Annotated in this window: 17 protein-coding genes; 12 read left to right on the top strand and 5 right to left on the bottom strand. The window is 68.8% G+C overall.

Features of this window, described 5'->3' with window-relative positions; translation table 11 throughout:
• The first annotated feature begins 133 nt into the window (after positions 1 to 133).
• Positions 134 to 1,027, top strand: a complete 894-nt coding sequence (locus CR157_RS20860; protein ID WP_110285487.1) for a DMT family transporter — start codon at positions 134 to 136, stop codon at positions 1,025 to 1,027.
• On the opposite strand, the gene CR157_RS20855 is transcribed toward CR157_RS20860, so the two are convergent.
• From CR157_RS20855 to CR157_RS20845, 3 genes are read right to left on the bottom strand one after another with little or no spacing between them, the layout of a single operon-like run.
• On the bottom strand, positions 1,005 to 1,754 hold the full coding sequence (locus tag CR157_RS20855) for an ABC transporter ATP-binding protein (protein WP_110285444.1): 750 nt from the start codon (positions 1,752 to 1,754) through the stop codon (positions 1,005 to 1,007). The genes CR157_RS20860 and CR157_RS20855 overlap by 23 nt on opposite strands.
• Complete coding sequence (locus tag CR157_RS20850) at positions 1,748 to 2,818, bottom strand: FecCD family ABC transporter permease (protein WP_110285443.1); 1,071 nt, start codon at positions 2,816 to 2,818, stop codon at positions 1,748 to 1,750. Before CR157_RS20850 ends, CR157_RS20855 begins: the two co-directional genes overlap by 7 nt.
• On the bottom strand, positions 2,808 to 3,935 hold the full coding sequence (locus tag CR157_RS20845) for an ABC transporter substrate-binding protein (RefSeq protein WP_110285442.1): 1,128 nt from the start codon (positions 3,933 to 3,935) through the stop codon (positions 2,808 to 2,810). The genes CR157_RS20850 and CR157_RS20845 overlap by 11 nt, the downstream gene beginning before the upstream one ends.
• 145 nt (positions 3,936 to 4,080) lie before the next feature.
• On the opposite strand from CR157_RS20845, the gene CR157_RS20840 reads away from it, so the two are divergent.
• The 3 genes from CR157_RS20840 to CR157_RS20830 all read left to right on the top strand — a co-directional run bounded on the left by CR157_RS20840 (position 4,081) and on the right by CR157_RS20830 (position 5,633).
• Entirely contained in the window at positions 4,081 to 4,347 is a 267-nt protein-coding gene (locus CR157_RS20840; protein ID WP_110285441.1) for a DUF2218 domain-containing protein, read from the top strand.
• A 90-nt stretch (positions 4,348 to 4,437) separates the two neighbouring features.
• The gene (locus CR157_RS20835) at positions 4,438 to 4,719 is read left to right on the top strand and encodes a DUF2218 domain-containing protein (protein ID WP_110285440.1); all 282 of its coding nucleotides are present in this window, start codon (positions 4,438 to 4,440) and stop codon (positions 4,717 to 4,719) included.
• Positions 4,716 to 5,633 (top strand): EamA family transporter, encoded by a 918-nt coding sequence (locus CR157_RS20830; RefSeq protein WP_258364249.1) that lies wholly within the window; start codon positions 4,716 to 4,718, stop codon positions 5,631 to 5,633. Before CR157_RS20835 ends, CR157_RS20830 begins: the two co-directional genes overlap by 4 nt.
• Before the next feature lie 22 nt (positions 5,634 to 5,655).
• On the opposite strand, the gene CR157_RS20825 is transcribed toward CR157_RS20830, so the two are convergent.
• The gene (locus CR157_RS20825) at positions 5,656 to 7,596 is read right to left on the bottom strand and encodes a Clp1/GlmU family protein (protein WP_181422134.1); all 1,941 of its coding nucleotides are present in this window, start codon (positions 7,594 to 7,596) and stop codon (positions 5,656 to 5,658) included.
• A gap of 134 nt (positions 7,597 to 7,730) precedes the next feature.
• Here CR157_RS20825 and dapB point away from each other — a divergent pair, with 134 nt between their 5' ends.
• The 4 genes from dapB (at position 7,731) to greA (ending at position 13,944) form a co-directional block, all read left to right on the top strand.
• Positions 7,731 to 8,534: a 4-hydroxy-tetrahydrodipicolinate reductase gene (gene dapB, locus CR157_RS20820; RefSeq protein WP_110285438.1), complete on the top strand. Its 804-nt coding sequence runs from the start codon at positions 7,731 to 7,733 to the stop codon at positions 8,532 to 8,534.
• A gap of 508 nt (positions 8,535 to 9,042) precedes the next feature.
• Positions 9,043 to 10,194 (top strand): glutamine-hydrolyzing carbamoyl-phosphate synthase small subunit, encoded by a 1,152-nt coding sequence (gene carA / locus CR157_RS20815; RefSeq protein WP_110285437.1) that lies wholly within the window; start codon positions 9,043 to 9,045, stop codon positions 10,192 to 10,194.
• A gap of 46 nt (positions 10,195 to 10,240) precedes the next feature.
• Positions 10,241 to 13,471, top strand: a complete 3,231-nt coding sequence (carB, locus tag CR157_RS20810; protein ID WP_110285436.1) for a carbamoyl-phosphate synthase large subunit — start codon at positions 10,241 to 10,243, stop codon at positions 13,469 to 13,471.
• Complete coding sequence (gene greA, locus CR157_RS20805) at positions 13,468 to 13,944, top strand: transcription elongation factor GreA (protein WP_110285435.1); 477 nt, start codon at positions 13,468 to 13,470, stop codon at positions 13,942 to 13,944. Before carB ends, greA begins: the two co-directional genes overlap by 4 nt.
• Before the next feature lie 112 nt (positions 13,945 to 14,056).
• Here greA and yhbY read toward each other — a convergent pair whose 3' ends face one another.
• Positions 14,057 to 14,383, bottom strand: a complete 327-nt coding sequence (gene yhbY / locus CR157_RS20800; RefSeq protein ID WP_110285434.1) for a ribosome assembly RNA-binding protein YhbY — start codon at positions 14,381 to 14,383, stop codon at positions 14,057 to 14,059.
• Between the two features lie 185 nt (positions 14,384 to 14,568).
• Between yhbY and rlmE the strand changes: the two genes are divergently transcribed.
• The 4 genes from rlmE (at position 14,569) to glmM (ending at position 19,736) form a co-directional block, all read left to right on the top strand.
• Complete coding sequence (gene rlmE, locus CR157_RS20795; protein ID WP_258364248.1) at positions 14,569 to 15,240, top strand: 23S rRNA (uridine(2552)-2'-O)-methyltransferase RlmE; 672 nt, start codon at positions 14,569 to 14,571, stop codon at positions 15,238 to 15,240.
• A 219-nt stretch (positions 15,241 to 15,459) separates the two neighbouring features.
• Positions 15,460 to 17,439, top strand: coding sequence for an ATP-dependent zinc metalloprotease FtsH (gene ftsH, locus CR157_RS20790; protein ID WP_110285432.1), 1,980 nt, complete (start codon positions 15,460 to 15,462; stop codon positions 17,437 to 17,439).
• Positions 17,440 to 17,527: 88 nt separating this feature from the next.
• The gene (gene folP, locus CR157_RS20785) at positions 17,528 to 18,394 is read left to right on the top strand and encodes a dihydropteroate synthase (RefSeq protein WP_258364247.1); all 867 of its coding nucleotides are present in this window, start codon (positions 17,528 to 17,530) and stop codon (positions 18,392 to 18,394) included.
• Positions 18,387 to 19,736: a phosphoglucosamine mutase gene (gene glmM / locus CR157_RS20780; RefSeq protein WP_110285431.1), complete on the top strand. Its 1,350-nt coding sequence runs from the start codon at positions 18,387 to 18,389 to the stop codon at positions 19,734 to 19,736. The genes folP and glmM overlap by 8 nt, the downstream gene beginning before the upstream one ends.
• Positions 19,737 to 19,837 lie beyond the last annotated feature (101 nt).

The raw sequence follows: 19,837 nt of genomic DNA, 5'->3' as shown, positions 1-19,837 counted from the left end.
TGGAGGTGTCCTTCGAGCAGGAGACGGGCTGCTGAAATAGCCAGGAGCCACCGTTCGGGCCCTGCCGATGGCTTTCGATGCATGATGGGGCGAGAATGCCCCTTTTCGCTCAGCTCTGTAGGCAATGGTGTTCATGGACGACCTCACCGATAGGCCGCTGGCCGGCATCACGCTCAGGCTGCTGTCGGGCATCCTCTTCACGGCGATGATGGTGTGCGTGAAGGCGACCAGCACGGTGTCCCCGCTGGGGCAGACCGTGTTCTTTCGTTCGGCCTTCGCGCTGCTGCCCATTGTGGTGTTCCTGGCATGGCGGCGGGAGTTTCCCGCCGGGCTGGCCACCCGTCGCCCGGCGGGGCACCTGCTGCGCTCGGGTCTCGGGGCGGCGGCGATGTTCGCCTCCTTCGCGGCGGTGGCCTTGTTACCGGTGGCCGAGGCGACGCTGTTGGCGCAGCTGACCCCGGTATTGATGGCGCTGGGTGGCGTCATCTTGCTGGGGGAGCGGTTCACGCCCTATCGTGCCGGGGCGCTGTTGCTGGCGCTGGTCGGCGTGGCCGTGCTGGTGCTGCCCAGGCTCGGTGCCGGTGGTGCGCCGGTGATGGGGTACGCCCTGGGGGTGCTCGCGGCGCTGCTATCGGCGGGGGCGCTGCTGACGGTGAGGCGCATCTCGCGTACGGAGACGGCGGGGGCGATCGCCTTCTACTTCATTCTGGTCTCGGCATTGGCGGGGCTGGCCACCCTGCCCCTGGGCTGGGCCGCGCTCACGGGGCCGGAGCTGGGGCTGCTGGTGCTCTCGGGGCTGTTCGGTGGGGCGGCGCATATCTGCATGACCCTGGCACTGCGCTATGCGGAGGCCTCGCGGCTGGCGCCCTTCGAATACCTGGCCTTGATCTGGCCGGTGCTGGCCGATCTGGCGATCTTCGGGCTGCCGCCCTCCTCTGGCTTCCTGCTGGCCCTGCCCCTGGTGCTGGCCGGGGCGGGGCTGGCGGCACTGGAGGGGCGGGGCCTTAGACGGCCTGCTCGACAATAAGCTGGGGGCGGCCCTTCGAGCAGGGCTCGATGCGGGCCTCCACCCGGTAGACCCGGCGCAGGAGCTCGGGGGTGACGACCCGCGCTGTCGGCCCGCAGGCGATCAGGCGACCCTGTTCGAGCACCATGGCCTGATCGGTGAAGCGCAGGGCATGGCCCAGGTCGTGCAGCGCCACCAGGATCAGCATCTTGCGCTCCCGGGCCAAGCGCCGCAGCACCGTCAGCAGAGCGATCTGGCGGTTGAGGTCGAGGGCCGAGGTGGGCTCGTCGAGCATCAGGATCTCGGGTTCTTGCACCAGGGCCTGGGCCGCGCTCACCAGTTGACGCTGGCCGCCACTGAGGTCGCCGATATCGCGCTCGCCCAGTGCCGCGATCCCCAACTCCTCCAGGGCGCGGTCGACCTGCGCCAGGTCCTCGGCCTGGACCTTCAGTCCGCGCCCCTGCATCCGCGCCAGCAACACCGATTCGTAGACCGTCAGCACCGCCTTGGCGCCGGTGTCCTGGGGCATGTAGGCCACGGGGCGCTCGGCGCGGGTGCCGGTGATCCGCACCTCTCCCTCACCCTTGAGCAGGCCGAGAATGCGCCGGAAGAGCGTGGACTTGCCCGCGGCATTGGGGCCGAGCAGGGCGACGACCTGGCCGCCCTCGAGGGGCGGGGTGGTGATTTCCGCCAGGATCTGGCGGCGGCCGTAGCCGGCCGACAGGTGGTCGAGTTGCAGGGTTACCATGAGGCCTTCTTGTGGCTGAGGACGAGGAACAGGAAGAAGGGAATGCCCACCAGGGAGGTGATGATCCCGATGGGGATGATGGTGCCGGGGATGATGATCTTCGACAGCACCGAGCCGATGGAGAGGATCAGGGCACCGCAGAGTGCCGCGCCCGGCAGGAAGAAGCGCTGATCCTCGCCCAGCAGCAGGCGCGCGATATGCGGCCCGACCAGGCCGATGAAGCCGATGGTACCGACGAAGGCCACGGCGATGGCCGCCAGCAGCGACACCAGTACCAGCACCTCGAGGCGCAAGGCGCGTGGCCTCACGCCCATGCTCTCGGCCTTGGCATCGCCCAGGCGCATGGCGGTGAGCGCCCAGCCATGGCGCGCCAGCAGCGGCAGCACCGCCGCCAGGACACCCAGGGCAACCCACAGCTTGGGCCAGGTCGCCTTGGTCAGGCTGCCCATGGTCCAGAACACCACCGCGGCCACGGCCTGCTGGCTGGCGAAGAACTGGATCAGCGCCATCAGCGAGTTGAAGATAAACACCATGGCGATGCCCAGCAGCACGATGGTCTCGATCGTCACCCCACGCTTCAGGCTCAGCGCATGGATGGCAAAGGCGGTCAGCATGGCCATGATGAAGGCGTTGATCGGCACCACGTACTCGATGGCGGCGGGGATCAGCGCCACGCCGAAGGCCAGCGCCAGGGCCGCGCCGAAACTCGCCCCGGCGGAGATGCCGAGGGTGAAGGGGCTGGCCAGCGGGTTGCTGAGGATGGTCTGCATCTGGGCGCCGGCGACCGACAGGCTGGCGCCGACCGCCAGGGCCATCAGCGCCACCGGCATGCGAATCTCCCAGAGGATCACCCGCGCCTGCTGGCTGACGGCATCCGGGGTGAAGAGGGCGGCGATCACCTCGCCCAGGCCGAAGCGAGCGGGTCCCAGGGCGAGGTCGACACACAGGCTGAGGAACAGCGCCAACACCAGGGCGCCGAGGATCAGCTGGCGTCGCCACACCAGGGCGTGGTAGAAGCCGCGGCCCTGGGAAACGTCGGTAGGTGAGGTCGCTTCAGTGGTCATGGAGGGAGATCCAGTAGCCCGGCTCCGGGTCCACGGGCAGGAACCGCTCGTGGAGTTCCGTCATCGTGGCCTCGGGGTCGAGGTCGGCGAACAGCTCCGGGTGGAACCACTTGGCCAACTGCTGCACGGCCACGAAGTAGTAGGGACTGTTGTAGAACTGGTGCCAGATGGCGTGGAAGTCGCCGCTCTCGACGGCCGCGATGCCGGTCATGGCGGTGCGCTCGGTGAGTGCCTCGAGCTTGGCCCGCGCGGCTTCCAGATCGGCCCCGGGGCCCACGCCGACCCAATCGCCGCCGGGCACGTAGGCATCCCAGTTGCCGCCGGTGACCACCACTTGCTCGGGGTCGGCGGCGAGGATCTGCTCCGGGTTCAGCGAGCCAAAGGTGTTGGGGATGATGCCGTCGGCGATGTTGCTGCCGCCAGCCAGCTCCACGTACTCGCCGAAGTTGCCGGGACCGAAGCTCATGCAGCAATCCTCGGAATAGCCGCCGGCGCGGTCGACAAAGACCCGGGGGCGCTCGGGATTCGCTTCGGCGATGACCTCCGTGACGCGAGCCATCTGGGCCTCGGCGAAGGCGATAAAGGCCTCGGCGTCCTCCTCCTCACCCAGCAACCGGCCCATCAGGCGCATGGAAGGCAGAGTGTGCTCGAGCGGGTCCTCGCGGAAGTCCACATAGACGATGGGGATGCCCAGCTCGGCGAGCTTGTCGTCGTAGCCGGCGTCCTCGGTAGCCGTCCTGGCCTCGAGGTTCATCAGCACCACGTCCGGCCCCAGCGCGGCGGCCTGTTCCACGTCGAAGGTGCCGTCCTTGAAGCCGCCGAAGGTGGGGATCTCCTCCAGCTCTGGGAAGCGCTCGGCGTAGACGGCGTAGTTGTCCGGATCGGCCTGGGAGAAATCCTCCCGCCAGCCCACCACGCCGGCGAAGGGATCCTCGGGCTGCAGCGCGCCGAGCAGATAGATCTGGCGCCCCTCGCCGAGGATCATGCGCTCCACGGGGGCGTCGAGGGTGACCTGGCGGCCGGCGATGTCGGTAATGGTGATCTCCTCGGCCTGGGCGGTCGTGCCGGCGAGGGCGATGGCGGTGCTAAAGGCGGCGTTCAGCAGCGGCTTGTGCATGTTCGGGGCTTCGTCACTCGTTGAGGGCTGTCGTGGGGCTCGATCGTGCAGCGGGGCGTCATGGCGAACGCCGTGTTCCCTGCCTGGGCGGGATCGAGCTTCGCTGGTCTTGGTACATGATTCCCATTCGCGGAGACTGGCTAGTATGATCGAGTCCAGAGCCGTCGTCGAGACGGTTTCCGGGCCGCGCCTGATCCGGCGGCTTTGCAAGCACTGGGCGCACCGGCTCGAGGTCGATGCCGACCAGGGGCGGGTGGTGTTCGATGGCGGCGTGTGCCACATGCAGGCCACGGAGGAGCGCCTCGAGGTGCGTCTCGAGGCCAGCGACGCCGAACAGCTGGCGCGCCTGCAGGGCGTGGTGGCCAGTCATCTGGAGCGCATGGCCGGCAAGGAGCGCCTGAGCATCGTCTAGCCGTGAGGCTGGCCTGGGCGGGCGGGGCTGGCGCCGAGCGCCCGGCTCGTCATAGGCTGGGCCTTCCAGCGACAGACAAGGGAGAGGGCCATGCCGATTTCGCGTGCGGAGATCGCCACCGAGTCCGGGGCGAAGCTGATCAACCGCCTGTGCAAGCACTGGGCGCACAAGCTGGAGGTGGAGCAGAAGGAGGGCGAGGGTCGGGTGGCCTTCGAGGACGGCACCTGCCTGATGCAGGCCGATGCGGACAAGCTGGTGGTGGCCATCGAGGCCCTGGACGAGGAGGGCCTGGACCGCCTGGAGGGCGTGGTGGCGAGCCACCTCGAGCGCATGGCGGGCGACGAGGGACTGGTCATCGTCTGGGAAAATTGACCACCACCGCGTCACCGACCCGCGTTGCCCACCTGGGCATGCTGCTGTGGGCGGTGCTGGTGGGGCTGTCGTTTCCCGCCGTGGGGCTGATGAGCGAGCTGCCGCCGCTGTCGCTCACCGCCCTGCGCTTCGCCATCGCCTGTGCCGGGCTCTGGTGGCTGGCGCGCCGCTCCCCGGCCTTTCTCCCCGGCTGGCGGGCGCTGCCGCTCTACGGCCTGATGGGGCTCTGCCTGGCGGGCTTCTTCGGCGCCATGTTCTGGGCGGCGCACCATGCCACGGCGCTCTCCATGGCCACCCTCTATGTCACCGTGCCGCTGCTGGCCTTCCTGCTGGGGCTGGGGTTCGGGGTCGAGCGCCTGGCCTGGCGGCTGCCGGCGATCCTGGCCCTGGGCGCGGCGGGGGCGCTGGGGCTGGCCTTCGCCGAGTCGCTCGGTGAGCCGGAAGGGTTCAGCCTCGGCAGCGGCGAGGCGGTGTTCTTCCTCGGCTGCGTCTCCTCGGCGCTCTACCCGGTGCTCAGCAAGTGGGGGCTGGCCAGCGGGCGCCTGGCCGAGTCGGCGGCGGTGCGCACCTTCTGGAGCCTGGGCCTGGGCGGGGGGCTGATCGGCCTGCTGGGCCTGGCGATCGAGCCCGTGGGGCGGCTCGCCGCGATGAGCCGGCACGACCTCCTGCTGCTGGTCTACCTGGGGCTCTTCTCCAGTGCCCTGACCTTCTGGCTGATGCAGCGGGCCACCGCGGTGCTGACCCCGGGGGCGGTCACCGCCTACGGCTACCTGGTGCCCTTCGTCTCCATGCTGCTGCTGTTCATCGAGTCGCCGGAGCGGATCGGCTGGGTCTGGCTGCCGGGCAGCCTGCTGGTGTTGACGGCCATTGCCCTGCTGTTGCGCAACGGCCGCCCGCCGACGCCGGGGGGGTGAGCCGTCGGGCGGCGTGGGTCGCTCACTCCTCCCCGTCATCGGCCGCGGGCAGCAGGCGAGCGAAGCGGCTGCGGATCTCGTCGGGAATCGCCCGGGCGTTGCCCGCATGACGGCGCGAGAAGTGGAAGGGGACCAGCTGGTCGACGCCGGCCGCGGCGGCGATCTCGCCGCAGGCGCGGGCGGTGAGGTGGCCGGTGAGTCGCGCCTGGTCGGCCTCGTGTGCCAGGAAGGGGGCCTCGCAGAACAGCACCTGGGCCCCCCGGGCCAGGGCGATCAGTCGCCGGCGGTTCTCCGCGGTATCGCCCAGGTCGGTGGCGTAGACCAGCCGCTGGCCGGGCTCGGTGAGCAGCAGAACCTCCGCCAGTCGTGCCGCCTGCCAGCGCTCGCCGTTCGGCAGGGTGAGCCGGGCGGCACCCTCGCCGGCCAGCACATGGTGCTTGAGCTCGCCCAGCCAGGGGCCCGGCGGCCAGCCGAGGGCCTCCAGTCGCTCCTTGCGCACCTTCACCTGAAGGTCGGGCTCGAAGGCGAAGGCGAGCACTGGGGTGCCGTGATCCAGCGTCGCCGCGCGCACGCGAAAGCCGAGCTCCTCGTGCAGCACGCCGTCGGCCGCCCGTCGTGGCGGCAGGGCCGTCGGCTGCGTCTCGCCGGCGGTGAGGCGGTAGCGCTCGAGCCGTTCGCCGTGCAGCTCGGTGACCTCGAAACGGGGCGCCTTGTCGCCCACCCGGTCCCAGAGCACGCCGCGGATCTGCCCGGCCAGATGGTCGGCCAGGCCCGGCGGGCCGTAGAGCCGGCAGGCGGGAAAGTCGCCGATCCGCGAACGCAGCAGCCAGGGGAAGCCGCCGATATGGTCGAAGTGGGCGTGGCTGATGAAGACGTCGGTCACCTGGTGGGCGAGGCGCGCCGGCAGGCGGCCCGGGTCGCCCAGGTCGAACAGCAGGCTGCGCTTCTGGTGCCTCAGGCGCAGGTGCAGCAGGGGGTCGCCGAAGACGCCATTGACCAGGGTCGCGGTCAGGGTGGTGAGCCGGACCTGGGGGCGTGCCCCCGGCCTGGCCGCCAGGGGGACGGGCATTTCGGTCGGCTCGGCGGTGCGCCTGGCCGGCGCGCGGTGGGGGCGGGCGGTGCCCAGTTGCCCGTCGCCGCGTCGCTGGGCATCGCGAATCACCAGGGTGGCGGTCGGTTCGGTCAGCGGTGGTGCCCGCAGTCGCAGGCTCGCTCCGTCCAGTGCGAGTACCTCGCCCAGGGCCTGGGTGTGGCCCCGGGCGTCGAGCAGCCCGACCTGCCGGCCGCGCCAGGCGGCGGGGGCGGAGCGTGGCGGCGGCGTGCCGACCACCGCCAGGTGTGCAAGGTCGAGCGTCTGCTCGGTGGCGTCGGCCAGGTAGGCGTCCCAGGCGTCCGTGCGGCGCCGGGTGCGCAGCTGCCGCCCCGGGTGGCGGGCCCGCGGGTCCGGGGGCAGCGGCAGCCGTTCGAGGCCCAGGGCGCGGCACTCATGGCTCAGGGGCCCGGGGTTGGCGTCGGCGGCCAGCATGACGAGGGCGGTCACCCGTCCGGCCGCGGCCAGTGCCGGTAGCAGTTCGGCCCCGGCGGCGCCGCGCACCACGCCGGGGGCATCCAGCAGGAGCGGGCCGTCCGGCACGAGGTCGGCCAGGCGGCGTACCGCCTCGGCCAGCGGCAGGCGAAAGCGCGCCGAGTCCAGGGTGGCGAGCGCCGCCACCGCCTCGATCTGCCAGGCGTCGCCACGCCAGGCTCCCAGGCAGACGGCGCCGGGCGGGCCGACGCCGGGCAGCCCCGGGTCGGCGCTCAGGCAGTGGCAGGCCAGGCCATCGTCGGCCAGGCTGGCGGCCGCGGCCCGGGCCAGGGTGGTCTTGCCGCTGCCCGGGGCGCCGGTCAGCAGCACGCGTTCGTGCCGCTGAAGCAGTGCCAGCAGCGGGTGGTCCTGCGGCAGGAGGTCGGGGGGCGAGTGCATGGCGGTGACCCTCGCATCGATACGCCCAGTGTGGGCGATTCCTCCGCAGCTGCCCAAGCGCATCGTCGCCCTCGGGGAGGGGCGGCTCTGGTATACTGCCCCATCTTCATGTCTTCGAGATCGCAGGAGTCCGCATGACCCGTATCGCCATCGTCGGTGTCGCCGGCCGCATGGGCCGCACCCTGGTCAACGCCGTGCAGCAGGATGCCGGGGCCACCCTGGCCGGCGGCATCGTCGAGCCGGGCAGCTCGCTCGCCGGCGCCGATATCGGCGAGCTGGCGGGCGTCGGCAGGCTGGGGGTGAGCGCGGTGGATTCGCTGGAGGCCATCGTCGACGACTTCGACGTGCTGATCGACTTCACCGCCCCGCGGGTGACGCTCGCCAACCTGGCGTTCTGTGCCGCGCACGGCAAGCGCATCGTCATCGGCACCACCGGGCTGTCCGACGACGAGCTCGCCGAGCTCGACGGCTACCGCGACAAGCTGCCGATGGTGTTCGCGCCCAATATGAGCGTGGGGGTGAACCTCACGCTGAAACTGCTGGAAACGGCGGCGAAGGCGCTGGGCGACGAGGGCTACGATATCGAGGTGATCGAGGCGCACCACCGCCACAAGGTCGATGCCCCCTCCGGCACCGCCCTGAAGATGGGCGAGGTGGTCGCCGAGAGCCTGGGCCGCACCCTCAAGGAGCACGGTGTGTTCGAGCGGGTCGGCCAGTGCGGCCCGCGCTCGGACCGCGAGATCGGCTTCGCGACCGTCAGGGCGGGCGATATCGTCGGCGAGCATACGGTGATGTTCGCCACCGAGGGCGAGCGCATCGAGATCACCCACAAGGCGTCGAGTCGCATGACCTTCGCCAAGGGGGCGGTACGCGCGGCGCGTTGGGTGGCCGGCCAGGGCAACGGCCGCTACGCTATGCAGGACGTGCTGGGGCTATGACGTCCAGCGGTATCGCTCGGTGCTGGCCCCGAGAGGGGGCCGGGAACACCTTTTGAATATCAATGTGTTGGCGGAAGGTGGGCGGTAGGGCTCCGGCGCTTCCGCTCCCTATGGGGTCAGACCCCGGCGGTGTCGGTTCGGCTGGAAACGTGCCCCACGACAGGCTTCCTGACTTGGCCGGGGTCTGACCCCATAGGGGCCACCTCGACGCCGTTTTTGGCGAACGGGTCGCCGGCGTCGGGAAAGCGAAGGGGAGCCCCGATCATGGGCGCTGGTTCTGGCAGTGAGCGGGCGGGGGTAGCCGCCAAGGACCATTTCCTGTAACATCTCCAAAATTTTGGCCGGGCGTATCGGGTGAAAGCCCCGTGAGCGCTTGTTGCTTCGGCCCTGCATTCCGAGCGAATGACAACAAGCGGGATGAAACCGGTCTTCATCGGGTTTCGTCCCGCTTTTTTACGGCCGCGCCCCGGCGAGCAGTATTCCTTGACGAGCATGGGAGGACGTTGCGTTGAACAGACCCGCGATACTGGCCCTGGAAGATGGCAGTGTATTCCACGGCACGGCCATCGGTGCCGATGGACAAACCAGCGGTGAGGTGGTGTTCAATACGGCCATGACCGGCTATCAGGAAATCCTGACCGATCCTTCCTATACCCGACAGATCGTCACCCTCACCTACCCGCATATCGGCAACACCGGCATCAACCGCGAGGACGTGGAGTCCGGCGCCATCGCCGCCGCCGGCCTGGTGATCCGCGACCTGCCATTGCTGGCCAGCAGCTTCCGCTCCGAGCAGTCGCTCTCCGACTATCTCAAGGGCCAGAACGTGCTGGGCATCGCCGATATCGACACCCGCCGCCTGACCCGCATCCTGCGCGACAAGGGCGCCCAGAACGGCGCCATCCTCGCCGGGCCCGTAGCCTCCGGCGACGGCGCCGTCGAGCGCGCCCTGGAGGCCGCCCGCGCCTTCCCCGGCCTCAAGGGCATGGACCTGGCCAAGGTGGTCTCCTGCCAGACGCCCTACGAGTGGAGCGAGGGCGAGTGGACGCTGGGCGAGGGCTACGCCGACACCGGCTTGGGAGAGCGGCCCTACCATGTGGTGGCCTATGACTACGGCGTGAAGCGCAACATCCTGCGCATGCTCGCCTCCCGCGGTTGCCGTCTCACCGTGGTGCCGGCCCAGACGCCGGCCTCCGAGGTGATGGCCATGAACCCCGACGGCGTCTTCCTGGCCAACGGCCCGGGTGACCCCGAGCCCTGCGACTACGCCATCAAGGCGATCGGCGAGATCCTCGAGACCGAGCTGCCGGTGTTCGGCATCTGCCTGGGCCACCAGCTGCTGGCGCTGGCCAGCGGGGCGAAGACGGTGAAGATGAAGTTCGGCCACCACGGCGCCAATCACCCGGTGCAGGACCTCGACAGCGGCCAGGTGATGATCACCAGCCAGAACCACGGCTTTGCCGCCGACGAGGCGACCCTGCCGGCCAATGTGCGCGCCACGCACCGTTCGCTGTTCGACGGGTCGCTGCAGGGCATCGAACGCACCGACCGCCCGGCCTTCAGCTTCCAGGGTCATCCCGAGGCGAGCCCGGGACCGCGTGACGTGGCACCGCTGTTCGACCGCTTTATCGAGATGATGAAGGCCCGTCGCCAGGCCTGAGCCAGAGAATCGTCGTCATTCGTCACCCTTATTTGCGGGAAGCACCATGCCCAAGCGTACCGACATCCAGAGCATCCTGATCATCGGCGCCGGCCCGATCGTCATCGGCCAGGCGTGCGAATTCGACTACTCCGGCGCCCAGGCCTGCAAGGCGCTGCGCGAGGAGGGCTTCCGGGTCATCCTGGTCAACTCCAACCCGGCCACCATCATGACCGACCCGGTGATGGCCGACGCCACCTATATCGAGCCGATCACCTGGCAGGCGGTGGCGAAGATCATCGAGGCCGAGCGTCCCGACGCCATCCTGCCCACCATGGGTGGCCAGACGGCGCTCAACTGTGCCCTCGACCTCGACGAGCACGGCGTGCTCGAGAAGTACGGCGTGGAGATGATCGGCGCCAATGCCGATGCCATCAACAAGGCCGAGGACCGCGACCTCTTCGACCAGGCGATGAAGCGTATCGGCCTGGAGTGCCCCCGGGCCAAGGTCGCCCACTCCATGGCGGAGGCCTGGGAGATCCAGGCCGAGCTCGGCTTCCCGGCGATCATCCGCCCCTCCTATACCATGGGCGGTTCCGGCGGCGGCGTGGCCTACAACAAGGAGGAGTTCGAGGAGATCTGCACCCGCGGCTTCGAGCTGTCGAACAACCATGAGCTGTTGATCGACGAGTCGCTGCTGGGCTGGAAGGAGTACGAGATGGAGGTCGTTCGCGACCGCAACGACAACTGCATCATCGTCTGCTCCATCGAGAACTTCGACCCCATGGGCGTGCACACCGGCGATTCCATCACCGTGGCCCCGGCCCAGACGCTGACCGACAAGGAATACCAGATCATGCGCGACGCCTCCCTGGCGGTGCTGCGCGAGATCGGCGTCGAGACCGGCGGCTCGAACGTACAGTTCGGGATGGATCCGGAGACCGGGCGCATGGTGGTCATCGAGATGAACCCGCGGGTGTCGCGCTCCTCGGCCCTGGCTTCCAAGGCCACCGGCTTCCCGATCGCCAAGATCGCCGCCAAGCTGGCGGTGGGCTACACCCTGGACGAGCTCTCGAACGACATCACCGGCGGCCGCACCCCGGCGTCGTTCGAGCCGGCGATCGACTATGTGGTCACCAAGATCCCGCGCTTCACCTTCGAGAAGTTCCCCCAGGCCAACGACCGCCTGACCACCCAGATGAAGTCGGTGGGCGAGGTGATGGCCATCGGCCGCACCTTCCAGGAGTCGCTGCAGAAGGCGCTGCGCGGCCTGGAGACCGGTAACGACGGCCTCGACCCCATCGTCACCGAGTTCACCGCCGATGCCATGGCGCATATCAAGGGCGAGCTGCAGGCCGCCGGCGCCGAGCGCATCTTCTACGTGGCCGATGCCATGCGCGCCGGCCTGGGCGTGGACGAGGTCTTCGCGCTGACCCGCATCGACCCCTGGTACCTGGTCCAGCTCGAGGACCTGGTCAAGACCGAACAGGCCGTGGCGAAGCGCTCGCTCTCCGACTTCTCGGCCCGGGAGCTGTTCGCGCTGAAGCGCAAGGGCTTCAGTGATGCCCGCCTGGCCAGCCTGCTGGGGGTCGCCGAGAAGGAGTTCCGCAAGACCCGCCAGAAGGCCGGCATCCGCCCGGTCTACAAGCGGGTCGATACCTGTGCCGCCGAGTTCGCCTCGGATACCGCCTACATGTACTCCACCTACGAGGAGGAGTGCGAGGCCGAGGTCTCCGACCGCCAGAAGATCATGGTGCTGGGCGGGGGGCCGAACCGCATCGGCCAGGGCATCGAGTTCGACTACTGCTGCGTGCATGCCGCCTTCGCCATGCACGACGACGGCTTCGAGACCATCATGGTCAACTGCAACCCGGAGACCGTCTCCACCGACTACGACACCAGCGACCGCCTCTACTTCGAGCCGGTGACCCTGGAGGACGTGCTGGAGGTCGCCGACAAGGAGCGGCCGGTCGGGGTGATCGTGCAGTTCGGCGGCCAGACCCCGCTCAAGCTCGCCCGCGAGCTCGAGGCCGCCGGCGTGCCGATCATCGGCACCACCCCCGACGCCATCGACCGCGCCGAGGACCGCGAGCGCTTCCAGCAGATGATCGACAAGCTGGGCCTCAGGCAGCCGCCCAATGCCACCGCACGCAGCTTCGAGGAGGCCTTCGCCAAGGCCGAGGCGATCGGTTATCCGCTGGTGGTGCGGCCGAGCTATGTGCTCGGCGGCCGCGCCATGGAGATCGTCTACGACGCCTCCGAGCTCGAGAACTACATGACCCATGCGGTCAAGGTCTCCAACGATTCGCCGGTGCTGCTCGACCACTTCCTCAACGCGGCCATCGAGATCGACATCGACGCGGTCTCCGACGGCCAGCAGGTGGTGATCGGCGGCATCATGCAGCACATCGAGCAGGCGGGCGTGCACTCCGGCGATTCCGCCTGCGCGCTGCCGCCCTATTCGCTGCCCGCCGATGTCCAGGACAAAATGCGCGACCAGGTCAAGCGCATGGCGGTGGAGCTCGGCGTCAAGGGCCTGATGAACGTGCAGCTGGCCTGGCAGGACGGCGAGATCTACGTCATCGAGGTCAACCCGCGCGCCTCGCGCACCGTGCCCTTCGTCTCCAAGTGCATCGGCACCTCGCTGGCCCAGGTCGCCGCCCGCTGCATGGCCGGCAAGACCCTGGCCGAACAGGGCTTCGAGGCCGAGATCGTGCCGCACTTCTACAGCGTCAAGGAGGCGGTCTTCCCGTTCAACAAGTTCCCCGGCGTCGACCCGATCCTGTCGCCGGAGATGAAGTCCACCGGCGAGGTGATGGGCAGCGGCGACACCTTCGCCGAGGCCTTCTACAAGGCGCAGCTGGGGGCCGGCGAGGCGATTCCCCCCATCGAGGGCGACCGCAAGGCCTTCCTCTCGGTGCGCGAGCCCGACAAGGCGGGTGTTATCGAGGTGGCCCGTTCTCTGCTAGCATTGGGTTTCACACTGTGCGCGACCCGTGGCACCGCCGCCGCCCTCGAGGCCGCCGGGCTCGACGTCGAGGTCGTGAACAAGGTGTTCGAAGGTCGCCCGCATATCGTCGATCTGCTCAAGAACGACGAGATTGCCTATATCGTCAATACCACCGAGGGCCGTCAGGCGATCAGTGACTCCTCGGTGATCCGTCGTACCGCGCTCGCCCGCAAGGTTCCCTACGCCACCACCCTGGCGGGGGCCAGTGCCGTTTGCATGGCGCTCGAATACGGTAACGAGATCACGGTGCGTCGGCTTCAGGAACTGCATGCAGGAGCTGCACAATGAACAAGGTCCCGATGACCGTTGCCGGTGAGGCGCGCCTGCGCAAGGAGCTCGAGGAGCTCAAGAGCGAGGCGCGGCCCAGGGTGATCGCCTCCATCGCCGAGGCCCGCGAGCACGGCGATCTCAAGGAGAACGCCGAATACCATGCCGCCCGGGAGCAGCAGGGCTTCATCGAGGGGCGCATCCAGGAGATCGAGGGCAAGCTCTCCAATGCCCAGGTGATCGACGTCACCAAGCTGCCGCGCACCGGCAAGGTGATCTTCGGCGTCACCGTCGAGTTGCTCAACCTCGATACCGACGAGGAGGTGACCTACCGCATCGTCGGCGAGGACGAGGCCGACATCAGGTCCGGCCGCATCTCGGTCACCTCGCCCATCGCCCGCGCCCTGATCGGCAAGGAGGAGGGCGACGTGGTGGCGGTCAGGACCCCCGGCGGCGATGTCGAGTACGAGATCTCCGGGGTCGAGCACCTCTGAGCTACGAGCTACGGGCATAAAAGAACCCGCGACAATGTCGCGGGTTCTTTGCTCTTCGTCATCCTGATGCTCGCGGCCCGGAGCCCGAGGCTCGCCGCTGGCGCGTCAGCGCCTAGTGCCGCCCGTGATGGTCCTCGAAGCGCTTGACGTTGGAGAGCTTGGGGTTGGCCTGGGGGTTCCGGCGGTAGAGCAGCGCCATCTTGCCGATGGTCTGCACCCGCTCGGCACCGCTGGCGGTGACGAGCTCCTCCAGCATGGCGGCGCGGTCGTCGCGCTCCGGCAGGGCCAGCTTGACCTTGACCAGCTCGTGGTCGCTGAGTGCCCGGTCGAGTTCGCCCAGCACCCCCTCCGAGATGCCGTTCTCGGAGACCGTGACCACCGGGTTCAGGTGGTGGCCGATGCTGCGAAATGCTTTCTTTTGTGCCTGTGACAAGCTCATGGTATCGTGCGTCTTCCCGGTTGCGCGCTGCGCACATGGTACGGTGAATCGCCGCGCGGCGAAAGCGCGGACTCGCGCCGATGCCGTCCCGGGACCGCAGGTCAGGACCCCGTCGCATCTCCCGGGTCTTTCCGGAATCCGCTCGACCGCCTGTCTGTCATTCCCGTTTCATCACAGGTGACGCCGTGGCAAGTTCTCCCTCTTCCCGCAAGGGCGCCGGCCAGGGCGCCAGAAAGCATGGCGCCAGCAAGAGCAGCGCCGGCTGGCTGAAGGAGCATTTCGACGACCGCTACGTGCAACGCAGCTGGCAGGACGGCTATCGTTCCCGGGCGAGCTACAAGCTGATGGAGCTCGACGAGAAGGACCGGCTGCTGCGCCCCGGCATGACGGTGATCGACCTGGGCGCCGCCCCCGGTGGCTGGAGCCAGGTGGCGGCGGAGCGGGTCGGGCCGAAGGGCGTGGTGATCGCCTCCGACATTCTCGAGATGGATGCCCTGGCCGGTGTCGCGTTCATCCAGGGCGACTTCACCGAGGAGCCGGTGCTCGAGGCGATCCTCGCGGCCCTGGGGGATCGCCCGGTGGACCTTGTGATGTCCGACATGGCCCCCAATATGAGTGGTATGGCGGCGATCGACCAGCCACAGGCGATGTACCTGGTGGAGCTGGCGCTGGACCTGGCGCGCCGGACCCTGTCGCCCGGCGGCCGCTTCCTGGCCAAGGTGTTCCAGGGCGAGGGGTTCGACGCCTACCTCAAGGAGCTGCGCGGCAGCTTCGGGCGGGTGGTGACGCGCAAGCCGGAGGCCTCGCGGGCGCGTTCCCGTGAAGTCTACCTGCTGGCAGAGAATTTTCGTGGTTGAGGCAGTGCCTCGACCGCCCAGAGACATACGTAGCGCCTCGATAGGCAGGGACTACTGGCGCCATTGCCGGACATGGCGTCTCGACTGTGTCACAGTAGAGCATGAAGCAGACTGCGTGGGCCGATTCGCCCGCCACGGGCTGAACACGGCCCGTTCATGTAGTGTCCAAGATGCCAGGCGCATTCCGGCTGACCGATTTTTGCAATTGAGGGTGGTCCCTTGAACGACATGGCGAAGAACCTGATCCTGTGGTTGGTCATCGCGGCAGTGCTGCTGACGGTGTTCAACAACTTCAGCGTCGACACCGCACCGCAGACGACGAACTACTCGCAGTTCGTCCAGCAGGTGCAGAACCAACAGGTCCGCAGCGTGACCATCGATGGCTACAAGATCACCGGTGAACGCACGGACGGCTCCCAGTTCCAGACCATCCGCCCGGCGGCGGAGGATCCCAAGTTGATGGACGACCTGCTGGCCAACAACGTCACCGTGGTCGGCAAGGAGCCCGAACAGCAGAGCCTGTGGACGCGCCTGCTGATCGCCAGCTTCCCGATCCTGCTGATCCTCGGCATCTTCATGTTCTTCATGCGCCAGATGCAGGGCGGCGCCGGGGGCAAGGGCGGCCCGATGAGCTTCGGCAAGTCCAAGGCCAAGCTGCTCTCCCAGGACCAGATCAAGACCACCTTCTCCGACGTGGCCGGCTGTGACGAGGCCAAGGAGGAGGTCGAGGAACTGGTCGACTTCCTGCGTGACCCGACCAAGTTCCAGCGCCTGGGCGGCACCATCCCGCGCGGCGTGCTGATGGTCGGCCCGCCGGGGACCGGCAAGACCCTGCTGGCCAAGTCCATCGCCGGCGAGGCCAAGGTGCCGTTCTTCTCGATCTCCGGCTCCGACTTCGTCGAGATGTTCGTCGGCGTGGGTGCCTCCCGCGTACGCGACATGTTCGAGCAGGCCAAGAAGCAGGCCCCCTGCATCATCTTCATCGACGAGATCGATGCCGTGGGCCGTTCCCGTGGCGCCGGCATGGGCGGCGGCAACGACGAGCGCGAGCAGACCCTCAACCAGCTGCTGGTCGAGATGGACGGCTTCGAGGCCAACGAGGGCATCATCGTCATCGCCGCCACCAACCGCCCCGACGTGCTCGACCCGGCGCTGCTGCGCCCGGGCCGCTTCGATCGCCAGGTGGTGGTGCCGCTGCCCGACATCCGCGGGCGCGAACACATCCTCAACGTGCACCTGCGCAAGGTGCCGTTGGCCGACGACGTCAAGCCGTCGCTGATCGCCCGCGGCACCCCGGGCTTCTCCGGTGCCGACCTGGCCAACCTGGTCAACGAGGCCGCCCTGTTCGCCGCGCGGCGCAACAAGCGCCTGGTGGGCATGGAAGAACTCGACATGGCCAAGGACAAGATCATGATGGGCGCCGAGCGCCGCTCCATGGTCATGACCGAGAAGGAGAAGCTCAACACCGCCTACCACGAGTCGGGCCACGCCATCATCGGTCTGGTGATGCCGGAGCACGACCCGGTCTACAAGGTCACCATCATCCCGCGTGGCCGGGCGCTCGGCGTGACCATGTTCCTGCCGGAGGAGGACCGCTACAGCCTCTCCCGCCAGCAGATCATCAGCCAGATCTGCTCGCTGTTCGGTGGTCGTATCGCCGAGGAGATGACGCTCGGCCCCAATGGGGTGACGACGGGCGCGTCCAACGATATCAAGCGTGCCACCGAGCTGGCCCACAACATGGTCGCCAAGTGGGGGCTCTCCGAGGAGATGGGCCCGATCATGTACGACGAGGACGAGTCCCACCAGTTCCTCGGTGGCCCTGGTCCGGGCGGCAAGCTCAAGTCCGGCGAGACCACCACCAGGCTCGACAAGGAGGTGCGCAAGATCATCGACGACTGCTATGCCCAGGCCAAGCAGATCCTCGAGGACAATCGCGACAAGCTCGATGCCATGGCCGAGGCGCTGATGATGTACGAGACCATCGACGCCACCCAGCTCAAGGACATCATGGAAGGGCGCGAGCCGCGTCCCCCCGAGGGCTGGGACGACCCGGGCAGCGGTGCCCCCTCGGCCGGTGGGCCCGGGGCCGAGGCGGCGCCGGAGACGCCGGGGCAGGGCGACGACGGAGACGAGGAGGGCGATGACGGCCCCCGACGGCGGCCTTCCGACCCCCTGGGCGGGCCGGCCGGCACCTGAGGCTCTCCCTTCGACTGGCAGGCGCCCCGCGGGGCGCCTTCGCCATTCTGGTTCTCCGCTTTTCGACTCAGGCTTCGATTCCGACACCATGATGGACGACTCCCCCGCTATTTCCCTGCAGTGCGGTCGGCACCGGCTCGACCTCTCCTTTCCCCGGGTGATGGGGATCCTCAACGTTACCCCCGACTCCTTCTCCGACGGCGGGCGCCACCTGGCGCTGGATGACGCCCTGCGCCATGCCGAGCGGATGCTGGCCGAAGGGGCGGCAATCGTCGACGTGGGGGGGGAGTCGACTCGCCCCGGTGCCGACCCGATCAGCCCGCAGCAGGAGCTGGAGCGGGTGGCGCCGGTGGTCGAGGCGCTGGTGCGCGAGCTCGATGCCCTGGTGTCGGTGGACACCAGCAGCCCGGCGGTGATGCGCGAGGTGGCGTCCCTCGGTGCCGGCCTGATCAACGATGTGCGCGCCCTGGAGCACCAGGGGGCGCTGGAAGCGGCGGCCGGCAGCGGCCTGCCGGTCTGCCTGATGCATCGCCAGGGCGAGCCCCGCGACATGCAGCAGGCGCCCCGCTATGATGTGCCGGTGGAGGAGGCGGTGGCCGATTTCCTCGAGAGCCGGGTGGCCGCCTGCGAGGCCGCCGGCCTGCGCCGCGAGCGCCTGCTGCTGGACCCGGGCTTCGGTTTCGGCAAGACCGTCGAGCACAATCTGCGCCTGCTCAACCGCATGGAGCGCCTGACGCACCTCGGTCTGCCGCTGCTGGTGGGCATGTCGCGCAAGAGCATGATCGGCAAGGTGCTCGCGCGACCGGTGGAGGAGCGCCTGCCCGGTGGGCTGGCACTGACGGCGCTGGCCGTCGAGCGTGGGGCGCGAATCCTGCGCGTCCACGATGTGGGGCCCACCGTGGACGCGGCAAACATGACCTGGGCCGTACTCAAGGAAGGTTGCGAGCATGACTAGACGCTATTTTGGCACCGATGGCATTCGTGGCACGGTGGGCGAGGCGCCCATCACCGCCGACTTCATGCTGAAGCTGGGCTGGGCCACCGGGCGCGTGCTGGCCCGCGAGCATGGCCGCGCCCGTGTCTTGATCGGCAAGGACACACGGATCTCCGGCTACATGTTCGAATCGGCCCTCGAGGCCGGGCTCTCCGCCGCCGGTGTCGATGTGGTGCTGCTCGGCCCCATGCCCACGCCGGGTATCGCCTACCTGACCCGGACCTTCCGCGCCGATGCGGGCATCGTCATCTCGGCGTCCCACAACCCTTTCGCCGACAACGGCATCAAGTTCTTCTCCGCCGAGGGGGTCAAGCTGGCCGATGAGGTCGAGGCACGCATCGAGGCCATGCTCGAGATGCCGTTGACCACCGTCGCCGCCGACCGCCTGGGCAAGGCGATGCGCGTCGATGACGCCGCCGGCCGCTACATCGAGTTCTGCAAGTCGACCATTCCCGACCGGGTCAGCCTGCATGGCCTGCGCATGGTGGTCGACTGCGCCCACGGCGCCACCTACCACATCGCCCCCAGCGTGTTCCGCGAGCTCGGCGCCGAGGTCAGCCTGATCGGGGCTCAGCCGGACGGCCTCAACATCAACCACGAGGTGGGCTCCACCCATCCGGCGGCACTGCGCGCGGCGGTGATCCAGCAGGGGGCGGACCTGGGCGTGGCCCTGGACGGCGACGGGGACCGGGTGCTGATGGTCGATGCCGACGGCCGCGAGATCGACGGCGACGACATCCTCTACCTGATCGCCCGGGATCGCCACGCCCGTGGCGAGCTGAGGGGCGGCGTGGTCGGCACCCTGATGTCCAACTTCGGCCTCGCGGCGGCTCTCGAGGAGATGGACATCCCCTTCGAGCGCGCCAGGGTCGGCGATCGGTATGTAATGGAGCGCCTGGCCGCCAATGGCTGGCAGCTCGGCGGCGAGTCCTCCGGGCACATCGTCTGCGGCCATGTGCAGACCACCGGCGATGGCATCGTCTCGGCGCTCCAGGTGCTGGCGATCATGGTGCGGGAAGGCCAGCCGCTGAACCGCCTGCTGGCCGGGCTGGAAAAGGCGCCCCAGGTGCTGGTCAATGTGCGCCTGACGCCGGGCAGCGATGCCAAGGCACTGATGGACACGCCGGCACTGCAGGAGGCCGTGGCCGCCGTGGAGGCGGAGCTGGGTGACCAGGGGCGAGTGCTGCTGCGTCCCTCCGGCACCGAGCCGCTGATCCGGGTCATGGTCGAGGGGCGTGCCCACCTGGACGTCCAGGGCCTGGCCCGCCACCTGGCCGGCGAGGTCGAGCGGCTGCTGTCCTGACGCTAGCCGGGCTATCGCAGTTGAGTCTGACGAGGAGCGCCGGGGACAAGCCGAAGAGGAGGTCCTACGCCAGGGGTGAGGAGCACTGCTCCGAACGGGCT

Origin of the sequence: Halomonas sp. LBP4 (assembly GCF_003202205.1) — a bacterium.
GTDB classification, from domain to species: domain Bacteria; phylum Pseudomonadota; class Gammaproteobacteria; order Pseudomonadales; family Halomonadaceae; genus Halomonas; species Halomonas flagellata.
Note: the sequence above shows the minus strand (reverse complement) of the source record. Positions and strands in the feature narration are given on the sequence as shown.

Bases quoted from the DNA above. Each gene is read 5' to 3' on its own strand.
- greA (WP_110285435.1), top strand. From the start codon at position 13,468: ATGAACAAGGTCCCGATGACCGTTGCCGGTGAGGCGCGCCTGCGCAAG.
- yhbY (WP_110285434.1), bottom strand. From the start codon at position 14,383: ATGAGCTTGTCACAGGCACAAAAGAAAGCATTTCGCAGCATCGGCCAC.
- glmM (WP_110285431.1), top strand. From the start codon at position 18,387: ATGACTAGACGCTATTTTGGCACCGATGGCATTCGTGGCACGGTGGGC.
- CR157_RS20860 (WP_110285487.1), top strand. From the start codon at position 134: ATGGACGACCTCACCGATAGGCCGCTGGCCGGCATCACGCTCAGGCTG.
- CR157_RS20850 (WP_110285443.1), bottom strand. From the start codon at position 2,818: ATGACCACTGAAGCGACCTCACCTACCGACGTTTCCCAGGGCCGCGGC.
- CR157_RS20840 (WP_110285441.1), top strand. From the start codon at position 4,081: ATGATCGAGTCCAGAGCCGTCGTCGAGACGGTTTCCGGGCCGCGCCTG.
- CR157_RS20845 (WP_110285442.1), bottom strand. From the start codon at position 3,935: ATGCACAAGCCGCTGCTGAACGCCGCCTTTAGCACCGCCATCGCCCTC.
- CR157_RS20825 (WP_181422134.1), bottom strand. From the start codon at position 7,596: ATGCACTCGCCCCCCGACCTCCTGCCGCAGGACCACCCGCTGCTGGCA.
- CR157_RS20855 (WP_110285444.1), bottom strand. From the start codon at position 1,754: ATGGTAACCCTGCAACTCGACCACCTGTCGGCCGGCTACGGCCGCCGC.
- CR157_RS20835 (WP_110285440.1), top strand. From the start codon at position 4,438: ATGCCGATTTCGCGTGCGGAGATCGCCACCGAGTCCGGGGCGAAGCTG.
- folP (WP_258364247.1), top strand. From the start codon at position 17,528: ATGATGGACGACTCCCCCGCTATTTCCCTGCAGTGCGGTCGGCACCGG.
- carB (WP_110285436.1), top strand. From the start codon at position 10,241: ATGCCCAAGCGTACCGACATCCAGAGCATCCTGATCATCGGCGCCGGC.
- dapB (WP_110285438.1), top strand. From the start codon at position 7,731: ATGACCCGTATCGCCATCGTCGGTGTCGCCGGCCGCATGGGCCGCACC.